At 44.2% G+C, this 17547-nt stretch carries 21 protein-coding genes and 3 pseudogenes; 14 read left to right on the forward strand and 10 right to left on the reverse strand.

The window, feature by feature from the left end:
• Positions 1-269: 269 nt before the first annotated feature.
• Genes ACFQ4A_RS17105 through ACFQ4A_RS17115 form a run of 3 tightly spaced genes read left to right on the forward strand, consistent with a single transcriptional unit; the run spans position 270 to position 2158 of the window.
• On the forward strand, positions 270-962 hold the full coding sequence (locus ACFQ4A_RS17105; RefSeq protein ID WP_382402608.1) for a 2-phosphosulfolactate phosphatase: 693 nt from the start codon (positions 270-272) through the stop codon (positions 960-962).
• Positions 959-1741, forward strand: coding sequence for a phosphosulfolactate synthase (locus ACFQ4A_RS17110; RefSeq protein WP_382402609.1), 783 nt, complete (start codon positions 959-961; stop codon positions 1739-1741). The genes ACFQ4A_RS17105 and ACFQ4A_RS17110 overlap by 4 nt, the downstream gene beginning before the upstream one ends.
• Before the next feature lie 18 nt (positions 1742-1759).
• A complete protein-coding gene (locus ACFQ4A_RS17115; protein WP_382402610.1) occupies positions 1760-2158 on the forward strand; it encodes a VOC family protein in 399 nt (132 codons plus the stop codon).
• Between the two features lie 165 nt (positions 2159-2323).
• Here ACFQ4A_RS17115 and ACFQ4A_RS17120 read toward each other — a convergent pair whose 3' ends face one another.
• Entirely contained in the window at positions 2324-2830 is a 507-nt protein-coding gene (locus ACFQ4A_RS17120; protein WP_382402611.1) for a DUF3231 family protein, read from the reverse strand.
• Positions 2831-3140: 310 nt separating this feature from the next.
• Between ACFQ4A_RS17120 and ACFQ4A_RS17125 the strand changes: the two genes are divergently transcribed.
• Complete coding sequence (locus tag ACFQ4A_RS17125; protein WP_382402612.1) at positions 3141-3755, forward strand: YitT family protein; 615 nt, start codon at positions 3141-3143, stop codon at positions 3753-3755.
• 11 nt (positions 3756-3766) lie between these two features.
• On the opposite strand, the gene ACFQ4A_RS17130 is transcribed toward ACFQ4A_RS17125, so the two are convergent.
• The 5 genes from ACFQ4A_RS17130 to ACFQ4A_RS17150 all read right to left on the reverse strand — a co-directional run bounded on the left by ACFQ4A_RS17130 (position 3767) and on the right by ACFQ4A_RS17150 (position 7020).
• Positions 3767-5011: an MFS transporter gene (locus ACFQ4A_RS17130; protein WP_382402613.1), complete on the reverse strand. Its 1245-nt coding sequence runs from the start codon at positions 5009-5011 to the stop codon at positions 3767-3769.
• Positions 5012-5129: 118 nt separating this feature from the next.
• Complete coding sequence (locus ACFQ4A_RS17135) at positions 5130-5624, reverse strand: DUF3231 family protein (RefSeq protein WP_382402645.1); 495 nt, start codon at positions 5622-5624, stop codon at positions 5130-5132.
• Positions 5625-6066: 442 nt separating this feature from the next.
• Entirely contained in the window at positions 6067-6195 is a 129-nt protein-coding gene (locus tag ACFQ4A_RS17140) for a YjcZ family sporulation protein (RefSeq protein ID WP_382402614.1), read from the reverse strand.
• A gap of 142 nt (positions 6196-6337) precedes the next feature.
• On the reverse strand, positions 6338-6778 hold the full coding sequence (locus ACFQ4A_RS17145) for a uracil-DNA glycosylase family protein (RefSeq protein WP_382402615.1): 441 nt from the start codon (positions 6776-6778) through the stop codon (positions 6338-6340).
• A 59-nt stretch (positions 6779-6837) separates the two neighbouring features.
• On the reverse strand, positions 6838-7020 hold the full coding sequence (locus ACFQ4A_RS17150; RefSeq protein ID WP_382402616.1) for a hypothetical protein: 183 nt from the start codon (positions 7018-7020) through the stop codon (positions 6838-6840).
• 165 nt (positions 7021-7185) lie between these two features.
• Between ACFQ4A_RS17150 and ACFQ4A_RS17155 the strand changes: the two genes are divergently transcribed.
• Positions 7186-7902, forward strand: coding sequence for a class I SAM-dependent methyltransferase (locus ACFQ4A_RS17155; RefSeq protein ID WP_382402617.1), 717 nt, complete (start codon positions 7186-7188; stop codon positions 7900-7902).
• Between the two features lie 104 nt (positions 7903-8006).
• On the opposite strand, the gene ACFQ4A_RS17160 is transcribed toward ACFQ4A_RS17155, so the two are convergent.
• The gene (locus ACFQ4A_RS17160; RefSeq protein WP_382402618.1) at positions 8007-8450 is read right to left on the reverse strand and encodes an Hsp20/alpha crystallin family protein; all 444 of its coding nucleotides are present in this window, start codon (positions 8448-8450) and stop codon (positions 8007-8009) included.
• 432 nt (positions 8451-8882) lie between these two features.
• Between ACFQ4A_RS17160 and ACFQ4A_RS17165 the strand changes: the two are divergent.
• The 3 genes and pseudogenes from ACFQ4A_RS17165 to ACFQ4A_RS17175 all read left to right on the forward strand — a co-directional run bounded on the left by ACFQ4A_RS17165 (position 8883) and on the right by ACFQ4A_RS17175 (position 12736).
• Positions 8883-10169, forward strand: a pseudogene (locus ACFQ4A_RS17165) (M20 family metallo-hydrolase).
• A 225-nt stretch (positions 10170-10394) separates the two neighbouring features.
• The gene (locus tag ACFQ4A_RS17170) at positions 10395-11267 is read left to right on the forward strand and encodes a TetR/AcrR family transcriptional regulator (protein ID WP_382402619.1); all 873 of its coding nucleotides are present in this window, start codon (positions 10395-10397) and stop codon (positions 11265-11267) included.
• Complete coding sequence (locus ACFQ4A_RS17175) at positions 11264-12736, forward strand: MDR family MFS transporter (RefSeq protein WP_382402620.1); 1473 nt, start codon at positions 11264-11266, stop codon at positions 12734-12736. Before ACFQ4A_RS17170 ends, ACFQ4A_RS17175 begins: the two co-directional genes overlap by 4 nt.
• Before the next feature lie 135 nt (positions 12737-12871).
• On the opposite strand, the pseudogene ACFQ4A_RS17180 reads toward ACFQ4A_RS17175, so the two are convergent.
• Positions 12872-12958: pseudogene (locus tag ACFQ4A_RS17180) on the reverse strand (YjcZ family sporulation protein); the annotation flags it as partial.
• A gap of 197 nt (positions 12959-13155) precedes the next feature.
• Positions 13156-13260 (reverse strand): YjcZ family sporulation protein, encoded by a 105-nt coding sequence (locus tag ACFQ4A_RS17185; protein ID WP_083838364.1) that lies wholly within the window; start codon positions 13258-13260, stop codon positions 13156-13158.
• 209 nt (positions 13261-13469) lie between these two features.
• Between ACFQ4A_RS17185 and ACFQ4A_RS17190 the strand changes: the two genes are divergently transcribed.
• Positions 13470-13742 (forward strand): hypothetical protein, encoded by a 273-nt coding sequence (locus ACFQ4A_RS17190; protein ID WP_382402621.1) that lies wholly within the window; start codon positions 13470-13472, stop codon positions 13740-13742.
• Positions 13743-13768: 26 nt separating this feature from the next.
• On the opposite strand, the gene ACFQ4A_RS17195 is transcribed toward ACFQ4A_RS17190, so the two are convergent.
• Positions 13769-14560 carry a DUF2268 domain-containing protein gene (locus ACFQ4A_RS17195; RefSeq protein WP_382402622.1) on the reverse strand — a complete coding sequence of 264 codons (792 nt, stop codon included), beginning with the start codon at positions 14558-14560 and terminating at the stop codon, positions 13769-13771.
• A 164-nt stretch (positions 14561-14724) separates the two neighbouring features.
• Here ACFQ4A_RS17195 and ACFQ4A_RS17200 point away from each other — a divergent pair, with 164 nt between their 5' ends.
• The 5 genes and pseudogenes from ACFQ4A_RS17200 (at position 14725) to ACFQ4A_RS17220 (ending at position 17407) form a co-directional block, all read left to right on the forward strand.
• Entirely contained in the window at positions 14725-14958 is a 234-nt protein-coding gene (locus ACFQ4A_RS17200; protein WP_382402623.1) for a YppG family protein, read from the forward strand.
• A gap of 38 nt (positions 14959-14996) precedes the next feature.
• Entirely contained in the window at positions 14997-15437 is a 441-nt protein-coding gene (locus tag ACFQ4A_RS17205) for a GNAT family N-acetyltransferase (RefSeq protein WP_382402624.1), read from the forward strand.
• A gap of 159 nt (positions 15438-15596) precedes the next feature.
• A complete protein-coding gene (gene fdhD, locus ACFQ4A_RS17210; RefSeq protein ID WP_382402625.1) occupies positions 15597-16397 on the forward strand; it encodes a formate dehydrogenase accessory sulfurtransferase FdhD in 801 nt (266 codons plus the stop codon).
• 159 nt (positions 16398-16556) lie between these two features.
• Positions 16557-16718, forward strand: a pseudogene (locus ACFQ4A_RS17215) (DUF4025 domain-containing protein); the annotation flags it as partial.
• Positions 16719-17164: 446 nt separating this feature from the next.
• Positions 17165-17407 carry a stage VI sporulation protein F gene (locus ACFQ4A_RS17220; RefSeq protein ID WP_382402626.1) on the forward strand — a complete coding sequence of 81 codons (243 nt, stop codon included), beginning with the start codon at positions 17165-17167 and terminating at the stop codon, positions 17405-17407.
• Positions 17408-17547 lie beyond the last annotated feature (140 nt).

Below are 17547 nucleotides of genomic sequence, written 5' to 3' on the forward strand. Positions count from 1 at the left end.
ACCAAAAAAGAGGCGACCTCTGACCTGCATTAACATAATGTACAGGATTCTTTACAATTAAACCGCTAACCCCCATTTTCATTTATTGCGGTGTCTGACAAGACATGGGGGTTTTGAACAACCTCTATAAACTGGATTTCCCGAAGATAGTAACGGAAATTCCTTAGGCGAATATACTTAGTGTGTAAGTTCCATGTGCAATGAGCTGAAAAAAGGATGAAGGCGTGCTGAAAAGGCAAATAACACCCGTAAACTAAGGAGAACAGGTTATGCGTATTACGATTTATCAAGGGGCAGCAACGCCACCAACAACCGCTGAAATCACAATTGTCATTGATGTCATTCGAGCATTTACCTTGGCCCATTACGCTTTCCTACAAGGTGTAAACCGCATCTGTCTTGCCGAAACCGTAACACAGGCGTTTCAGATAAAGCAGAAAAACCCGGAATATCTTTTGGCAGGGGAGGAAGGGGGTTACGCGATTAAAGGATTTGATCTCGATAACTCACCATATCACCTGCAAAAACAAACCATTTCAGGGAAAACACTTGTCCTGAAGACGACGAATGGTGTCCGGGCTGCTTTAAACAGTTTGTCATCTGATCATCTATTTGTGACTGGTTTAACAAATGCAAGACAGACAGCAGATTTCATCAGAGACAGAATGGCAGGTGAAAACGAAAAGAAAATCCATATCATTGCCTCCCACCCGGATGGGGACGATGACCTTGCTTGTGCGGAATATATAAAAGATACTTTAGAAAACACCCATGCTGTTTCGGTTCGTGACATGAAAGAAAGGATTATAAATTCTCAGGCGGCTGAAAAATTTTTTGACGAGAGGAATACAGCCTTTACTCAAGAAGATATTGATCATTGTATCAGGGAATTGGATACCAATTTTGTTATGAAGGTTGATAAGACGACTGAAATACCAATGATTGAGAGGGTTAAGGTATGACAGACACCATATTAAACCTTCCAAAAAGAGAAGGGAAGCCAAGGCAAAAGGGTTTAACGATTTTAATTGATAATGGCGCTCCTTTAACTTTATTTATGGATACGATTCGCAGTGCCAGTGCGTATATCGATTTTGTTAAGTTCGGTTGGGGCACATCACTGGTCACGCATTTTTTACAGGAAAAAATCAATTATTTACGCGAACACCATATCGAATTTTTTTTCGGTGGAACATTATTTGAGAAATTTCTGGAACAGGACCAGATTGAGGCCTATTACAACTATTGCAAGACTTATCAGTGCGATTATGTGGAGATTTCCAATGGAACCGTCCCAATTGCTAACCATGAAAAAGCACGTTTTATTGAAGCGTTCGCACGTGAGTTTACCGTGTTCAGTGAAGTTGGGAATAAAGATGTTGCTCAGGCGGAACACCAGGATTCCAGTGAATGGCTGGAGAACATTCAGGAAGATTTGGAGGCAGGGGCGAATAAAGTGATTACTGAAGCAAGAGAAAGCGGCACGAGTGGGATGTGCCGGGGAGATGGAAACGTTCGTCAAGATATTTTTGAGCAGATTATTGATTCTGATATTCCGCTTGAAAGACTCATTTTTGAGGCACCGACCAAGCGTTTGCAAACGTTTTTTATCCGTCAGGGGGGAGCGAATGTCAATCTTGCCAACATCGCATTATCGGATGTGATCTCGGTTGAGACGTTACGTTTAGGTTTGCGCTCCGATACATTTGGTCTGTCATTTGTAGAGAAAAACGTTCAATAACATAAGGAGGCGTCACATATGCGACAAACCAATAAAGTGTTTCATTTGGCGATACCTTGTAAGGATTTGGATGAAACCGTTAATTTTTATGAAAAACTTGGGTGTCAACTTGCCAGACGATATAGTGACCGGGTAACGTTTGATTTCTTTGGTGATCAGGTCGTATGTCATTTAAGTCCGGAAAACATTGATAAACACCCGACTATGTATCCGCGTCATTTTGGCGTTACGTTTTTGGATAAAGAAGAATATAACCAGACATTGGAATTGGCAACCAGTCAGGAGCTACCCTTTTTTAAGAAGCCAACGGTACGGTTTGAAGGGAAGCGGGAAGAACATATGACATTTTTCCTGGTAGACCCTGCTAATAATTTGCTGGAATTTAAATATTATCATGATGCCAGTATGGCCTATTAGCTGCTGAGCGAACAGCAAGCAACTCTATAGATAAAAAAGAGAACAGCTCCCATCAGGGATGTTGTTCTCTTTTTGTTGGTGAAAGGGTGCTCATGCCAGACTTGGATAGGAATTGAGCCGGTTGGGTAGGACGGAAGTCGAATTCAGCCGATTTACCTTTATGCATTATTCAACCTTGCTATGGTGCAACGGCGGAAGGACAAGCCAACCTTTCTCTTTATTAAGTCTGAGGGCTTTTGCCCCTAGAGCTGCCTTTTGTGTATGAAACTGACCAAACATCATGGCGAGGTCTTCACGTGTTGCCTGACCGATCATCTTACTGCATGAAACCAATCCCGCAGCAATTTCAGCTGACAGAGCAGCTGCAATTTCCGGATCCGGAAAACGTGCTCCAGCCGGAATATCTTCCAGGGAAGCCTTCGGACGTTCTGCAGGTGTCGGCGGTAGACCAACGCCATTATCTTTTAAGAGTGTTTCAATCTGCTTGACCTCCTGCTGTGAGGCTTGAATTGCCTCTTCAAGCAATTTCTTCAGGTCCTCATCTCCTGCATGGTTGAGATGTGTCTGTTGACCTGCAATCATTCCCTTTGCTGCTGTTAAAAAAGTCCATACGCCGAAAACTTCGCCATAGTGCAATGGTTCGTCTTTGGGATTTCCACTTAAAATGCCCATTTACATCCTCCTTCATTCGAATACAAAATATCGCTCCAGCTTTAGATTCCCCCGCTTTTCCCGGTTCATTCACACAAATCAAAGAATTTTGTTCAAGTTACTGAAGACCTGGGCCTGTTTCATTTATCAAAAAGGTTCGTTCAGTCAGTAGCATGACGTCTTGTTGTCAGTTTCCGTAACTTTAATCATCAATAGCTTCAGCACCGAATAGGATTAACAAGGGGGTTGTCCAATTCAGAACAGCCTTAATATTACTCAAATTCGTTATAATATCTTTTTCCTATAAATGAGTTCAATTCAGGAGGCGCTCATGAAACCATTCATAAAAAAATGCGGACTGGTCTTAACAGGAGGAGCCTTGCAAGGATTTGGCATGGGCGTGTTTTTATTTCCCCAGGACATCCCATCCGGTGGTGCAGGCGGAATCGCGATCTTACTGAATCATTGGTTTGAAATGGGGATGGGCCCTTCTCTGTGGATTGTTAACTTTACCATGCTGACGCTTGGCGTTCAGTATTTGGGTAAACGTTTCGCCTTATGGACATTTGTTGGGATTACCATGACATCCTTAGCTGTTGATTTCTTTGAGAGTACATTTCCGATCGTTCACCGGCATCTGTTATTGGACCTTGTCATCGGGTCGGTTTTCCTCGGAACCGGAATCGGTATCCTTATGCGGCAAGGCGTTTCCAATGGTGGCGTTGGCGTCATTGCCTTTATGATTTCTCATGGACGAAATATTTTACCGGGAAAACCCTTGTTTCTGATAAACACAACTATTTTTATTGTCACAGCAGCCGTTATCAGCTGGGAAATCGTCATTCTGGCACTGGTAAGCCAGTGGATTTCCACCTCAAAGGTTGATCTTGTCTATCGTCTTAAGTTATACCATGTGTATACTTTAAGCTGGCATAAAAAAACATAGCCATCCGTTTGTTATAAATAGTTATACCTGATGGGCGTGTTTTTATTTTCCTTTCCATCTTTCCCTTTTACACGGATCAGCAGTAAAACAAGCAGACCGACCAACAGCGTAAATACCGCCAGTGACGTGAACATACCGGTTCTGGACCATTCCATTAACCGGGAAAAAACTGGCGGCCCCGCTGCAACACCAAGAAACCGGACAGATCCATATAACGATGTGACAAAGCCTCGTCGTTCTTTCTTAACGGCCCCGGTGATGATACTGTTGACACATGGCAGCACCAGACCCGCCCCTACACTGCTGATGCCAAGTACTGCCAAGAAAGGAACGAGTTTTTCAAAAAAAACGAGCGACCCGTATGAAATGGTCATGAGCACAAAGCCGATGACGGCGATCTTCTTCATTTTCTCCAAGTTCTTCCCTATCCTGGTGCCTGTAATATATGATGTTGTGACCATAATAAGCAGTGGGATAGCTAGAATAAGTCCCTTGATAACACCATCAATGTCGTATGACTTTTCCAAAACATCCGATAAGAAAAACAGAATGCCAAAGAGCGTGAATAAGCATGTCCCTCCGGCCAGGTATGTGGTAAACAGCCATCTTCCTTCATGCTTAAAGACCCCCAGCAGCCCCCGGATATATTTGCCTAACGGAGGTGGAGACTGAAAATTACTTTTCTCCTTAACAAATAGCCAGACGAGTAATACGGCGATGAGGCAGACGACCGGGAAGGCAAAAAATACCATATACCAAACCATTAAACCTAAAAGAGACCCCAATATAGGGGATAAAACTTTGCCCAGCCCGTTTGACGCTTCGAATATACCGAGGACACGGCTTTGTTCACCGCCTTTAAATAAATCACCGGTTAACGCCATGGCAACCGGAGCAGTCCCGGCGGCACCAAGCCCCTGCAATGTTCTGCCGATTAAAATCCATACATAGGAATGCGAAAAAAGGGCGGCACCAAACCCTGCCAGAAGTCCTCCAAGTCCATAAAGTATAAGCGAAGGCAGGATAACAGCCTTTCTGGAAAAGCGGTCAGAAAGATAGCCTACAATCGGGATAAAAATGGCCCCGGCGATCGAGAACACTGTAATGGTCAGACTGACTTGCATCTGCGACAGGTTTAAAGCTGATTTCATTGCCGGGAATATAGGGATCAACATTGAATTGCCAAGCGTCATAATAAGTGGAATAGAACCAATTGCTGTTATCGTCACACCTTTATTTTTCGTTGCCACAGTCATTCACCCTCGAAACGTTTTTTCTTATCTGTTTGGAAAGGATAATTTTTGGAGGAATTGCCAACACAAAAATCGGCTTGACGCCGACTTCAGCGAGCAGGCTATAACGTTTTTTAATATGTTACTTGACATTAATCGGCGGCGACACAATCCAGCCTTTATCTTTAGTGATGGCAAAAAGTTGACTTTCGTAGTCAGCTTTTTGCGTATGGAATTCGCCAAACAGCGTCCCGATGTCTTCCCGCATGGAAATAGCCATGATATAGCTGCATAACAGCCTTCCGGTCATTAATTCCTTTTGGACAAGCCCGGCAATTTCCGAATCATTAAAGCGCGCTCCAGCAGGGATATCTTGTAATTCCACATTTGGCCGGTCCGGCGGGGCAGGTGGCAGCCGGATGCCTGTCTCTTTTAAAATCGTCTCAACCTGTTGTTCCTCCTGTGTAAAGCTGTTTTCCAAAACATCCTCTAAAAACGTTTTTAAATCCTGATCGCCTGAATGGTTGATCAGGATCTGCATGGTTACCAAAGTTGCTTTTGTACCGTATAAGTATGACCAAAGATGATAAACTTCTCCGGAATGGAATGGCTCTTCCTGTTGTTTATTTTCAAACATTGCCACGACATAACACCCCTTCACTTTTTCTGCAGATTAGTTTTACCTGATCAATGAAAATTATGTTCACGTAACCTTGACCGGAATAAAAATAGACGGATTGACAGTTATCAACATCAACCGGAGGATCGGCAATATCGACCGGAGGAGCACTAACATCAACCGGAAGAGCGCCAACATCAAGCGGAGAGCGTCAATATCGACCGGGGAGCGCCAACATCGACCGGAGAGCGTCAACATCAACCGGAGGATCGGCATCATCGACCGGAGGAGCGCCAACATCAACCGGAGGAGCGCCAACATCAACCGGAGCGCGCCAACATCAACCGGAGCGCGCGGCATCTATTCATTCAAGCAATGTGAAAGGCTTATGGAGATGTTCCATAAGCCTTTCGTCATTCCAGTGGAAAAACAGGACTTACGATGAAAAGTCGCCATCAGCTTAGTAGCCGCCGAAGCCTGCTCCTCCGAAACCTCCACCAGCGTAGGCCGTACCAACGATGATGAGAAGGATAAACAAGACAACAATTAAGGCGAAGCCGCCGCCGCCTCCTGCGTACCCTGCACTCATTAAAAAGCACCTCCTTAGCATGGATAGTGCCATACTATGCATGAATTAATAGATCGTGTGGATAGGAAACTATGGCTGCATAAAAGATATGAAATATCGTCGCGTGTACCACCGTAATGAGTGGTTGAAAAACCAGGTGATGCTAAAGTTTTTTAGCAATATATTCCCAATCGTCTATAAAGCGTGACCATAGATTGAGGCGTCGTCTGACAGCTAGGGGATGATAGGCTACTACTGTCCGATAGCCATTGACATCGTGCGTCGTGCCACGCAACGTTTTGACATCCGTATCAGGATTTTGAAAAAAGGATTGGACTGCTGTATTACCCAGACAAAGAATGAACGCAGGCTGTTTGGCTTGCATCTGATGGTAGAGGTGATTCATACAGATTTGGCGCACCTTTTCTTTATCATAAGCGCGAACGGGTTTTCTTTTTAAAATGAATGTGACATACAGGTCTTTCATGGTTAATCCCACATGATTGGCAGCTTTTTGTAGTGTTTGTCTAGTACCGCATACAAACGGGTTACCATCACGGTCTTCCCGGGCACCCGGATTATCAAGGATAAAGCGAAACTTCAATCTCGGAACGTTTTTCTCCGATGATTGTTAGTTGAGCAGAATCGGACATTTACGGACAGTTATCCCCCGTAATATGGGGGATTAGTGTCCGTAACATGCGGGACAACCATGATCGGAGCATCAGGATTGCCTTCACCCCAGATCATCCGGGTTCCATGCTCAATAAGTCCGCATTCACCGCACGACTTAAGATGTTTGGGTGTTGGTTCTTCCGGCCATACAACAGGACAGAAATCTGACATGTAATTCTCCTCCAAATTGATTTCAATCATTAGTGTATCCGTCAGCCGTTATTTTAATTGCGGTGCAATTGAGTGGTTCTTGTTCATCATAAAAAACGTGGTCTGGGAACACATTCATGTTCCGCTCATAAAATGCCATATCAGTTGTGTAAAGGCGGAATAAACGTGGGAAATAATCGGTATCTTGACGCATTAGCATTAATGGGTGTCGGGGGTGCGCACCCCGGTGGTTTGTTTTTAACGAAAAAGATGCTGGCAGCAGACAAAATCGATGCCGGGATGGCTGTTCTTGATGCAGGCTGTGGGACGGGGCAGACAGCTGCTTATATAGCCGAACAATTCCAGTGCTATGTTGCGGCTTTGGATGACAGTGAAATGATGCTGAAGAAGGCGCGGGAGAGGTTTTCAGCCAGAAGTCTCCCCGTTGAAACCAGACACGGGGCTATCGAAAACTTACCTTGGCAGGACAGCTCGTTCGATATGATTGTGTCTGAATCAGTCATAGCTTTTACTGATATTGCCCAGTCAATCCCCGAATTTAAACGGGTTTTAAAACCGGACGGGACTCTTAATGCCGTTGAAATGGTACTGGAAAAAAAGCTGCCGGAACACGAGATGACACCAGTCAATGACTTCTATGGAATGACCCGGTTACTGATGGAACCTGAATGGCTTGACCGATTTTACGATGCCGGTTTTCGGGATGTACAGGTGGAAACATTCAATTTGCCGTCCGGGGAAGTAAAATTGGACAACACACCGGACTTTTTGCTTTCGGAAAATATAGGTGATGAATGGTTCGACATTCTTCTGGAACACGAACAGTTGACAGCGCTATATAGGGAATGGCTTAGCTTTCGCATATTCAGATGCAAGGTGTAAATAACGGGAAATTAGGCTGAAGCCGGTTATCCAAGTTGCTGGATGACCGACTTCTTAAGCGCATGAAAAAGATTTTGTCTGGCAGGTTGTGTTGGACGTCCGTCCTATTCGTCAATCTCCAGATACTTTCTTTCGGAATTCTTTTTAGGAATCGTGACCTTCAGCAGCCCATCGTGAAAAGACGCGTTTGTTTCCTCTTTTGGAATTGGAAATGGCAAAGCAATGGTGCGCTCTGTTCGCTGAAATGATTGACTTCTGTTGCGGCCACTTTTATCCTCTTGACTTCCATCAGCCTGTGCTGCAATCCGTAATTGCTGACCGATTATTTCCAGTTCGATTTCGTCTCGTTTATAACCCGGCAATTCTGCAGTAACGATAACTTCAGAATCGTATTCATTCACATCAACCCAAAATGGGCGCATATTAAAAACAGAATTCATCTGTTTGAACGATTCGTTAAAGAAAGCGTCCATCTGGCCCATTAAATCTCTGAATGGCGACATATCGATATCGAAACGCCCAGGTTTGTTACTCCTGTTTGAATCCATTCTCTCACCTCTTTATATAATGTTGCACTATTAAAATATGTTGAAAAAAGAAAGAGTGGTGGGCGGATGATGGGTTTTGCTAAAACTTAATAAGTAACGCTTCCCCACAGTCCTGAAAGCTGTGAAAATGCGAGGTAACGATTTTGCGCTTCATAACTATAATCGAAGTAATTCAGCATTTCGGGGCATACGAATGAAAAAAATTTGGCCGGAAGATGCCCCCTTTTCCGGATTCATGTCGATTATAGAAGTGAGAAGAACTATTTTTTCTGATACGCTTACAACTGAAGCAGTGGGGGGATCAGTTTAAGTTTGTCATAATGATGGTCGTTGCGTTGTTAATGACATTGATTATGCGATATCAACTAAGACATGATATCATTTGAGATAGGTGATAGCATGTTTTCTATTATAATAAAAGGAGCGTTTTGAATGGGCATTTTATATGATGATTTAATACACGGATATGATGCAGTACATAATGTTGACGGTATTTCCGGTGAGCGACTGGCCAAACGATTGGATGCCATTTCCGAAATAGGTCTCACTGAAAAAAACGGTTCACATCGGCCAGGATTTTCCAATGAAGAAAAGGCAGCCAAAGAATTGGTTTCAAAGTGGATGCGTGAAGCCGGATTGGAGGTCCGCCAAGATGGTGCCGGAAATATTTTTGGGCGTCTGGCAGGAAAGAAAAAAGATTTGCCAGCTATTTTGAGTGGGTCACATCTGGACAGCGTTCCGAATGGTGGGCATTTTGATGGTGTATTGGGTGTTCTCGCAGCACTTGAAGTGGCCGGGGCGTGGCAAGCAACCGGGTATCAGCCTGAGAAACCGTATGACGTTGTTGTTTTTACGGATGAAGAAGGTGCCCGGTTCAATGGTGGATTTCATGGAAGTGAAGCAGTTGTCGGCAAGGATGATATCGAGGAAAAATTAAAGCTTGTTGATCAGGACGGGATGCATTTCTCGGAAGTTCTGGAGGCTATTGGCTTAAGTGTGGACAGTTATCTTGGTGCTGAACGTAGCCGCGAAGAAATTGAAATGTTTGCAGAAGTCCACATTGAACAGGGGAAACAGCTGGAACATGCAGGGTTGCCATGTGGAGTTGTCACTGGTATTGCCGGGCCGTGCTGGCTTGAGTTCACATTTACCGGTGAAGCAGGCCATGCTGGAAATACGCCTATGAATGACCGGCAAGATGCATTGGTGGCAGCAAGCGAATTTATTGCCGGTGTTAACAAGCTACCAGGTTCGGTCAGTGACTCCGCTGTTGCAACCGTTGGAAAATTAAACGTGGATCCGAATGGTGTAAACGTTATTCCCGGAAGTGTAACGCTTTATGTTGACATCCGTGATATTTTTAAGGAAACACGTGATAGCCTTGTTGATCGGGTACTGGAACTGGCAGAAGATGTCGCTGACAGACATCACGTTCGTGTAGAGCATACTGAGAAAATGCGTGTGGCCCCAGTACCGATTGAAAAAGAAAAGCAGCAGCTGCTCGAGGAATCATTTGCGGAAAAAACGATTTAGTCATACCGTCTACCGAGCGGCGCAGGCCATGATGCCATGATCATCGGTGATAAATGGCCGGTCGCTATGCTGTTTACGCAAAGCAAAGACGGCATCAGCCACAATCCCGCCGAGTGGTCTGATTTGAATGATTGTGTGCAGACTGTCCATGTATTGAAGAATTTTTTGGAAAAAATACAGGATTAAGATGGAAAATTAAATAATCGATCATGCTAGGATTATCGATCATCTTATCCTGGCATTTTTTTATGCAGAGATTTGTACTTACAACATAGCGGCTCAAATCGTGCGACAGCTGCCCCAAACCATGCGACACTTTTAATCGGTTGTAACCTAAAATTTCATATGTTACGATGTAGCGGTGACTCTAAATTTACCAACAGTAACTGGATGGTCAAAAAGGAGGATATAATGGGGAAGCGAAAAGAGGAAATGCTTGATGCGGCTGTACAGCTGTTTCAGAAAAACGGCTTTCATGCGACTTCTGTAGAGGACATAACAAGTGCATCCGGTATTTCTAAGGGCGGTTTTTATAAACACTTTGACTCTAAAGAAAGTATGATTCTGGAATTATTACAACGCTATTATGATGAGATGTTTCAGGAAGCAGATCGTTTTTCGAGAGATTTCCAAGGTTCGCCTTTACTGGTACTTAAAAAGAAAATCGCCATTGAACTGGAAAAATCAATGGATTACCGGTATTTTTTTCATGCTGTTGTGACCGATTTTCCTCCAAATGACAAAGGCCCTATTCCCGAATCACTGGATCGCATACAGCATAAGCTTCATGAATGGCATAAACACGCATTGCTGGAAGCGTTCGGACCGAAAGCCGCAAAGTATTTAAATGATTTGGCAGTTGTTATGGAAGGTGCGATCCACAGTTATTTAATGAAGATCATCTGGCAGGGGCCCACTTTGCCTTTGGATAGGCTGGGGGACTTTATCGCAGAATGTCTTCAGGCGATTGTGGCAAATGATGACCATATTTTCCCGGTACTTCCGGGTTATCATAACGATGATATCAGCCGTGTTTCGATTCTGGAAAACATCGTGGGCGAACTGGATACGGTACGCTCAGAATTAAAGACATTAGAAGCGACGCTATCCATCGAAAAAGATGTCCAAACAATTGATTTATTGATTGAAGAACTCGGGCAGAAAAAACCGCGGGAATTTCTTGTTGATGCGTTACTTGCCCAACTTTATCGCCGTCCGAATCTAAAAAAACAATTAACAGCTATTTTGACAACATGGGAAGTATGGAAAGGGGAATTAACATGAGTGATACAGCAACTTCTTGGGATTTGCCGCCAAAACAAAAAGCACTGATGATTGCTGCTTTATTGACAGGGGCATTTATGGGGATTATCAATGAAACATTGCTGGCAACTGCACTTCCGACAATTCAGGAAGCATTTTCCATCACACAGGGAGAAGTGCAGTGGATGACAACCGCTTTTTTAATGACAAATGGGATTATGATTCCTGTTTCAGCATTTCTGATTGACCGGTTTACAACAAGGGGATTATTTTTAACAGCGATTGGCCTGTTTGGTGTTGGGACCATTATTGCCGCTATAGCATCTGCCTATCCGGTCCTTTTATTGGGACGGGTTGTGCAGGCTTCGGGATCCGGTATTATGCTGCCACTTTTGATGACGGTATTGTTGGCTGTCATTTCGGTTGAGCGACGCGGTACGGCAATGGGGATGATCGGCATTGTGATTGCATTTGGTCCGGCAATCGGCCCGACACTGTCCGGCTGGCTTTTGGAACATTTTTCATGGCGCGCTCTGTTTATTACCGTACTGCCGATTGTTGCTGTTACGATCACGATCGCGGCCCTTTTTCTGCGGAATGTGACGGACCTCCGAAAACCGAAGATTGACGTGTTATCGATTGTTTTGTCTTCAGTCGGATTCGGCTCATTCCTGTATGGGTTCAGTATTGCTTCTGAAAATGAATGGAGCAGTCCAATCGTTATCACCTCGATTGCCATCGGTATCGTTGTCATTGGCCTATTCATTTGGCGGCAGCTTATTCTGGAAACACCCATGTTGGAATTCCGGGTATTCCGATTCCGGATTTTCACCCTCGCGATTGTGATCACGATGACGGTGCTTGTTTCATTGATCGGGGCAGAAACATTGCTGCCGTTGTTTATGCAAAATGTCTTGCAATTCACCCCGCTGGAGTCCGGGCTGATGCTGCTTCCGGGAGCGATTGTGATTGGAATCCTGTCGCCGATAACCGGCCGGCTGTTTGATATGTTTGGGGCTAAGTGGCTTGCCTTGATCGGGTTGAGTATTGTAACCGTAACGACGTTTATGTTTACTAGGTTGTCATTGGAAACGTCATTTACGTACCTAACGATTATTTATGCCATCCGCATGTTTGGTCTGTCGTTTGCGTTAATGCCGGTCATGACATCAGCATTGAACCAGCTTCCACCGAAATGGTATGCACATGGGTCGGCTATGGCCAATACATTGCAGCAGATTTCAGCGTCAATTGGTACGGCGATACTTGTGACGCTTGTTGCTATGGGGACTAACCACTTTACGCCGGATGCGGACACTTCCCCTGAATTGATTGGACGCATGGCACAGGTTGTTGGCTTTGAATGGGCGTTTATGGGTAGTACGATTCTTGCGTTCATCGCCTTTATTTTGGCCCTGTTTCTTCACCCGCCGAAAAAAGAAAAAGAAATCGTCCGCCAGATTCATGGTCAGGATGCCAGTTTAAGGTAATATGGAAGAGGGGCTGTCTCATTTATTGGGACAGCTTCTTTTTGTAGTTATAACATTGTAACTGTAAATATAACGCGGGCTATCGGTTTTCCCAACAGCCCGCGTTATTTATTCTATGCTATTTTAGTGTCGTCATTAGCACCATGCTGCACCAACGATAATCAGCAGGATGAACAATACGACGATCAGCGCAAAGCCGCGGCCACCGCCGCCATAGCCGCCGCCATAGCCAAATCCGGCACCACCGTATCCGGCACCACCGACGGCAGGACCACATCCGGCACCACCGAATCCAGCTCCGCCGAATCCGGCACCGCCATATCCTGCTCCGGCAACATTGCCGCCGTAACCGCATCCAGGTCTAGGTCCAAAGCCCATTGATAACCCTCCTTAAAGGTTTTGTATTTTTACGATTTACATTAATAGCCAACGTAAGCTACGCCTACAATAATTAACAGGATAAATAAAACTACGATTAGGGCAAATCCGCCACCGTAGCCTGCTCCGCCTACATATTCACTCATTCCAAAACACCTCCATAACCGTTTGTTAATAATGTATGTCGTTAAACCTGAAATGATATGGGTATTCTCCCAGATAACGCGAATTGGGCTTATGTTTAATCGATTTGAATTTCTGTAATTTCTGTCTATAACCAGTGCAATGGCCCTTACTGAACTTCCCGATCATTCATATAATGCTGTATGTTTTGAATGAATTTGGAGGTGAAAACATGTCGGTTGGCTATTATTATGATCTTTGCTGCCGCCATAAAGGAAGGCCCGTCAAAATAACAACCAGGGATGGCGGAATTCATTGTGGGATTATCAAGCATGTTGATCAACACCGTGTTTTTATACAGCCCATTCATGCCGGCAAGGGGTTAGGCGGGTTTGGATATGGTGGTTTTTATGGACCTGGATATGGATATGGGCCAGGGCTCGGTTACGGTATTGCATTAGGTGCGATTGGTACTCTGGCGTTACTCCCGTTTTTCTTCTGGTAAAGCTTTGCTCGGAAAAACAGGCGACTTCAGATTTCGTCTGTTTTTTCGATTATTTCTTCGGGTTCGATATCCAATAGGTCCTGTGAGGTCAGATTATTGTCCCTCATGTATTTTTTGACCAAATAATAGCCGGCACAGTAACCCGCCATTTTGGGGTATAGTCCCAGACCATAAAGAATCTGCAAATGCTTCCGGCCGGATTTCGGTACTTGTCGATTGGGCATGATCAGGTTTAGACATATTCGTTTTAGTCTACTGTCCGGGTAATAAGATGTCCAATCTGCTGTATAGCGGCTGCCGAATCGTTCACGGACAGCATTTTCCGCCAACCCCTCCAAAATGACTGTATCCAACAGTACATAATCGGTTTCTTTTTTGTTGTATTTAGCTAATCGGCATACGTGGTTGTACTCGTGTGTAAACAGTGCCCGGATTTCGTTTTCCGTGTTATGTTCCGAGATAAACAGAAATACTTTGTCACCAAAGCTAAGTCCTGATTTTCCGTTTTGCTCCTGTCTCAATCGGTGATTATGGGTGTCTGCGGGAAATATAAAAATCGGGATAGCCGGTCCATCCCATTTTTCCCGAAGTTTTCTTTCCTCTCGCTGTACAATGTGCCAGATGTCACGTTTTTGCAATGCTTTAATCAGCCTGTCGCCGTTTTTAAGCGGCTGGCGGTACATGCCGTGCATGACGAGGTGTTGATGAATGTCTACCGATGAAACATCCTCGTTAAAATATTGTTTCAGCTTTTCGCAAAGTTCACTCGGCTGGTCATAAGTATCCCACAGCCATTTATCGGTTCGAATAACACTCATTGGCATACTCCTCATATTTTGTTCATCTAATACGATATGTTATGGCTGCTGTTCCTGTTACGTATCGTTCAAACGGCTTGATTCGCTCATGTTAGACAAATACCTTTTCATTTTTGTCACCCTCTGAATACACTATAACAAAATGGAAATGGGGAGGTGTTATGATGATATACCTTGGAAGACCAGGACGCCCAATGCCACCGACACATCACCCGATGCGCCCGCCCCGGCCACCGATGCAACAACCACCGAAACCATCAGCGACGCAAAGCATACTCAATCAATTCCGCGATGCCGAGGGGAACCTGGATATGGACAAAATCACGACCACCGCACAACAAGTCGGTCAACTATATGGCCAGGTCAGCCCGTTAATCACGAAATTTATCAAACGATGATGGAAGCGTCGTTTTTCAGGGAAGGGGTTATAACAGCGGTGGCCATTCGAAAAGCAACCAAACATGAAACAGAACAAATTGTCAGCCATTCATTACAAGTTCTGGAAGAAGCCAGCATGGGGCATATTCCACCAAGTCAGAAAAAAGCCTGGCAAATGGTCAGACCATTTTTGGCTCATGGTGGCTATTACCTGGTATATACGGAACATGAAGAACTTCAAGGCTGGATCGGTGTCGGGAGCACAATCGATCCTTATCAGGACAAACGGGTTGGCATGATACCAGAGCTATATGTGCTGCCACAGTATCGCAAACAGGGAATTTCTGAAAAACTATGTACTGAAGCGTGCAAACGAATGCAGGCGGCTGGTTTTCAGGCCGTGCAGCTTAATGTGTTTGCCGGCAATCCCAGTAAACAGTTATATGAAAAACTCGGGTTTCAGGACGTGACAACGCTGATGGCATTAAAGCTGGATTAAGATGTCTGATAAAAAAGAGATTGCCATCACAGCATACGATGGCAGTCTCTTTTAGCGACGTAAGATAAATTTGATTTGTATTCCAACCGTAAGCGTGTTAATTTGAATTTACAGAATTTATAAATTTTCAAGACGAAAGGTCATATAGAGGGTGATACAATGGACCGTACTGAACAGAAAGACTGGCAAGTGATTCGGTTCGATGGAATGGACCTGTCATCGATTGATGATGAAATCGCAGCAGAATTCCCGCTGACAGTCATGGTCAATGGCGAGGAATTTGCCACCATGGTCTGCTCCCCGTCAGATCTGGAGGATCTTATTATCGGATTTCTCGCATCAGAAGGGATCATTCGTTTTTATGATGAACTGGACCATATTTCAATTGATGAACAAAAGGGGTTTGCCTACGTTACCATCCATAAATCGCTTGATTCCCTGCAACAGGATCATTCGAAGCGTTTCATTGGTTCCTGCTGCGGGAAAAGTCGGCAGTTCTATTTTAAAAGCGACGTTAAGACAGCCAAAACGATCTACAGCCGCCTCACCATATCCGTTGACCAGTGTTATGCACTGATGGCGCAACTGCAAAAAGCGTCTGAACAATTCATCCGGACAGGCGGGGTACATAACGCTGCCCTAGCAACACCTGATGAACTGTTTGCCATCCGGACCGATATTGGCCGGCATAATGCCCTTGATAAAATTTACGGCCATATGCTGCAAAACCGGATAGCCGTCAAACATAAATTAATTGTCTTTAGTGGTCGTATTTCTTCTGAAGTATTACTAAAAATATCCAAAATAGGTGCTGGCATCTTGCTTTCCAAATCCGCACCAACTGACCTGGCACTACAGTTGGCGGATGATCTTGGTATTACGGTCATCGGCTTTGCCAGAGGTCATAAATTAAACGTCTACACCCACTCATACCGGATTGAAGAAGCGAAGGAACTGTAATTTATGTTTTCAGATGGCTGTGTATGTCAACTGCGGTAGCGAAAAAACAATCTTTAAGAAAATAGTTCCAGATAAAGGTCATAATAGGATTGGATAAATGGTGCATCATAAGTTACAAATGATTCGAATGGAGGATTTGAAATGCCGAAAAAGCAGCAAAAAGTTAATCCCGAAGATAGCCGCCGTATTGCGGAAAAGGATTACGAACCGGAAAATTATCGCGGGAGCACACAGTTTGAAAAGGGAATGGCGGAAACGCATGAACAAGTATCCGATGATTATAAGGAAGGAACGATTGATCGGAAATTAGAGGACGGGTAATCTCTATTGAAATGGATAAGATGTGGCAGATTGACTCAAGCGCCTTTTTATGGGTTGTCATAGAATCGCCCTTGAATTTATACCTTGACGAAAATGAAGTCTCTTTATATAAAAAAGAGGCTTTTTTTATACGTTTTTAATACTGAAATCGGCTAACTCACCGATTTTCAAGCCTGACTTCCGGCCTCTGACCTCTAGAAAAACGTGGCGGGAGCCGAGTTTTTCTTATATAAAAACATCCATTTTATGATCGATCCTGTGCCATTAGCACATTTCTTCAAAACCAATTACATCCGCCTTGTCCCTCTTAAACGTTATTCATACGATAATATGTAAGATCCACACAACATGAATGAAGATGCAGCAACCTTCGATCCACTCTGCTATAACCACTCCTTATAAACAGAAAAATTTTAAACTAAAGGCTTACGCGGGAGGTGAACACGATGTCTGATATGCTGAAAAAGGCAGAACAGAAAACAGGCGTTAATAGCAAGGATATCATGAATCTTGCTCAATCCCTGAATGGCACTGACCTGTCGAATGAAAAAAATATCAGAAAGGTTATCAAAGACGTTTCCAGGATGGCCAATAAAAAGGTTCCGAAAAGTACAGAAGACATGATTGTTGAAACGCTGACGAAGAATAAAGGAAAGATCGATCAAAAGACCATTTCAAAAATGTTATAGCATAATCGGAAATCCCCCTCTGTCATAGGGGGATTTTTGTCCCGCATGTAATGGACAGTAACCCGCCCAAAAACGGCGGCTAACTGCCCATAAATGTCCGATTCTGTTCGGGCCTGCAGGATGTAGGTCACAAAGGCGTT

It is taken from the genome of Lentibacillus salinarum, assembly GCF_042679865.1.
GTDB lineage: Bacteria > Bacillota > Bacilli > Bacillales > Amphibacillaceae > Lentibacillus > Lentibacillus salinarum.

Bases quoted from the DNA above. Each gene is read 5' to 3' on its own strand.
- ACFQ4A_RS17125 (WP_382402612.1), top strand. From the start codon at position 3,141: ATGAAACCATTCATAAAAAAATGCGGACTGGTCTTAACAGGAGGAGCC.
- ACFQ4A_RS17140 (WP_382402614.1), bottom strand. From the start codon at position 6,195: ATGAGTGCAGGGTACGCAGGAGGCGGCGGCGGCTTCGCCTTAATTGTT.
- ACFQ4A_RS17220 (WP_382402626.1), top strand. From the start codon at position 17,165: ATGTCTGATATGCTGAAAAAGGCAGAACAGAAAACAGGCGTTAATAGC.
- ACFQ4A_RS17150 (WP_382402616.1), bottom strand. From the start codon at position 7,020: ATGTCAGATTTCTGTCCTGTTGTATGGCCGGAAGAACCAACACCCAAA.
- ACFQ4A_RS17190 (WP_382402621.1), top strand. From the start codon at position 13,470: ATGTCGGTTGGCTATTATTATGATCTTTGCTGCCGCCATAAAGGAAGG.
- ACFQ4A_RS17135 (WP_382402645.1), bottom strand. From the start codon at position 5,624: ATGTTTGAAAATAAACAACAGGAAGAGCCATTCCATTCCGGAGAAGTT.
- ACFQ4A_RS17185 (WP_083838364.1), bottom strand. From the start codon at position 13,260: ATGAGTGAATATGTAGGCGGAGCAGGCTACGGTGGCGGATTTGCCCTA.
- ACFQ4A_RS17160 (WP_382402618.1), bottom strand. From the start codon at position 8,450: ATGGATTCAAACAGGAGTAACAAACCTGGGCGTTTCGATATCGATATG.
- ACFQ4A_RS17200 (WP_382402623.1), top strand. From the start codon at position 14,725: ATGATATACCTTGGAAGACCAGGACGCCCAATGCCACCGACACATCAC.
- ACFQ4A_RS17115 (WP_382402610.1), top strand. From the start codon at position 1,760: ATGCGACAAACCAATAAAGTGTTTCATTTGGCGATACCTTGTAAGGAT.
- ACFQ4A_RS17175 (WP_382402620.1), top strand. From the start codon at position 11,264: ATGAGTGATACAGCAACTTCTTGGGATTTGCCGCCAAAACAAAAAGCA.
- ACFQ4A_RS17170 (WP_382402619.1), top strand. From the start codon at position 10,395: ATGGGGAAGCGAAAAGAGGAAATGCTTGATGCGGCTGTACAGCTGTTT.
- ACFQ4A_RS17110 (WP_382402609.1), top strand. From the start codon at position 959: ATGACAGACACCATATTAAACCTTCCAAAAAGAGAAGGGAAGCCAAGG.
- fdhD (WP_382402625.1), top strand. From the start codon at position 15,597: ATGGACCGTACTGAACAGAAAGACTGGCAAGTGATTCGGTTCGATGGA.
- ACFQ4A_RS17195 (WP_382402622.1), bottom strand. From the start codon at position 14,560: ATGAGTGTTATTCGAACCGATAAATGGCTGTGGGATACTTATGACCAG.
- ACFQ4A_RS17105 (WP_382402608.1), top strand. From the start codon at position 270: ATGCGTATTACGATTTATCAAGGGGCAGCAACGCCACCAACAACCGCT.
- ACFQ4A_RS17120 (WP_382402611.1), bottom strand. From the start codon at position 2,830: ATGGGCATTTTAAGTGGAAATCCCAAAGACGAACCATTGCACTATGGC.
- ACFQ4A_RS17130 (WP_382402613.1), bottom strand. From the start codon at position 5,011: ATGACTGTGGCAACGAAAAATAAAGGTGTGACGATAACAGCAATTGGT.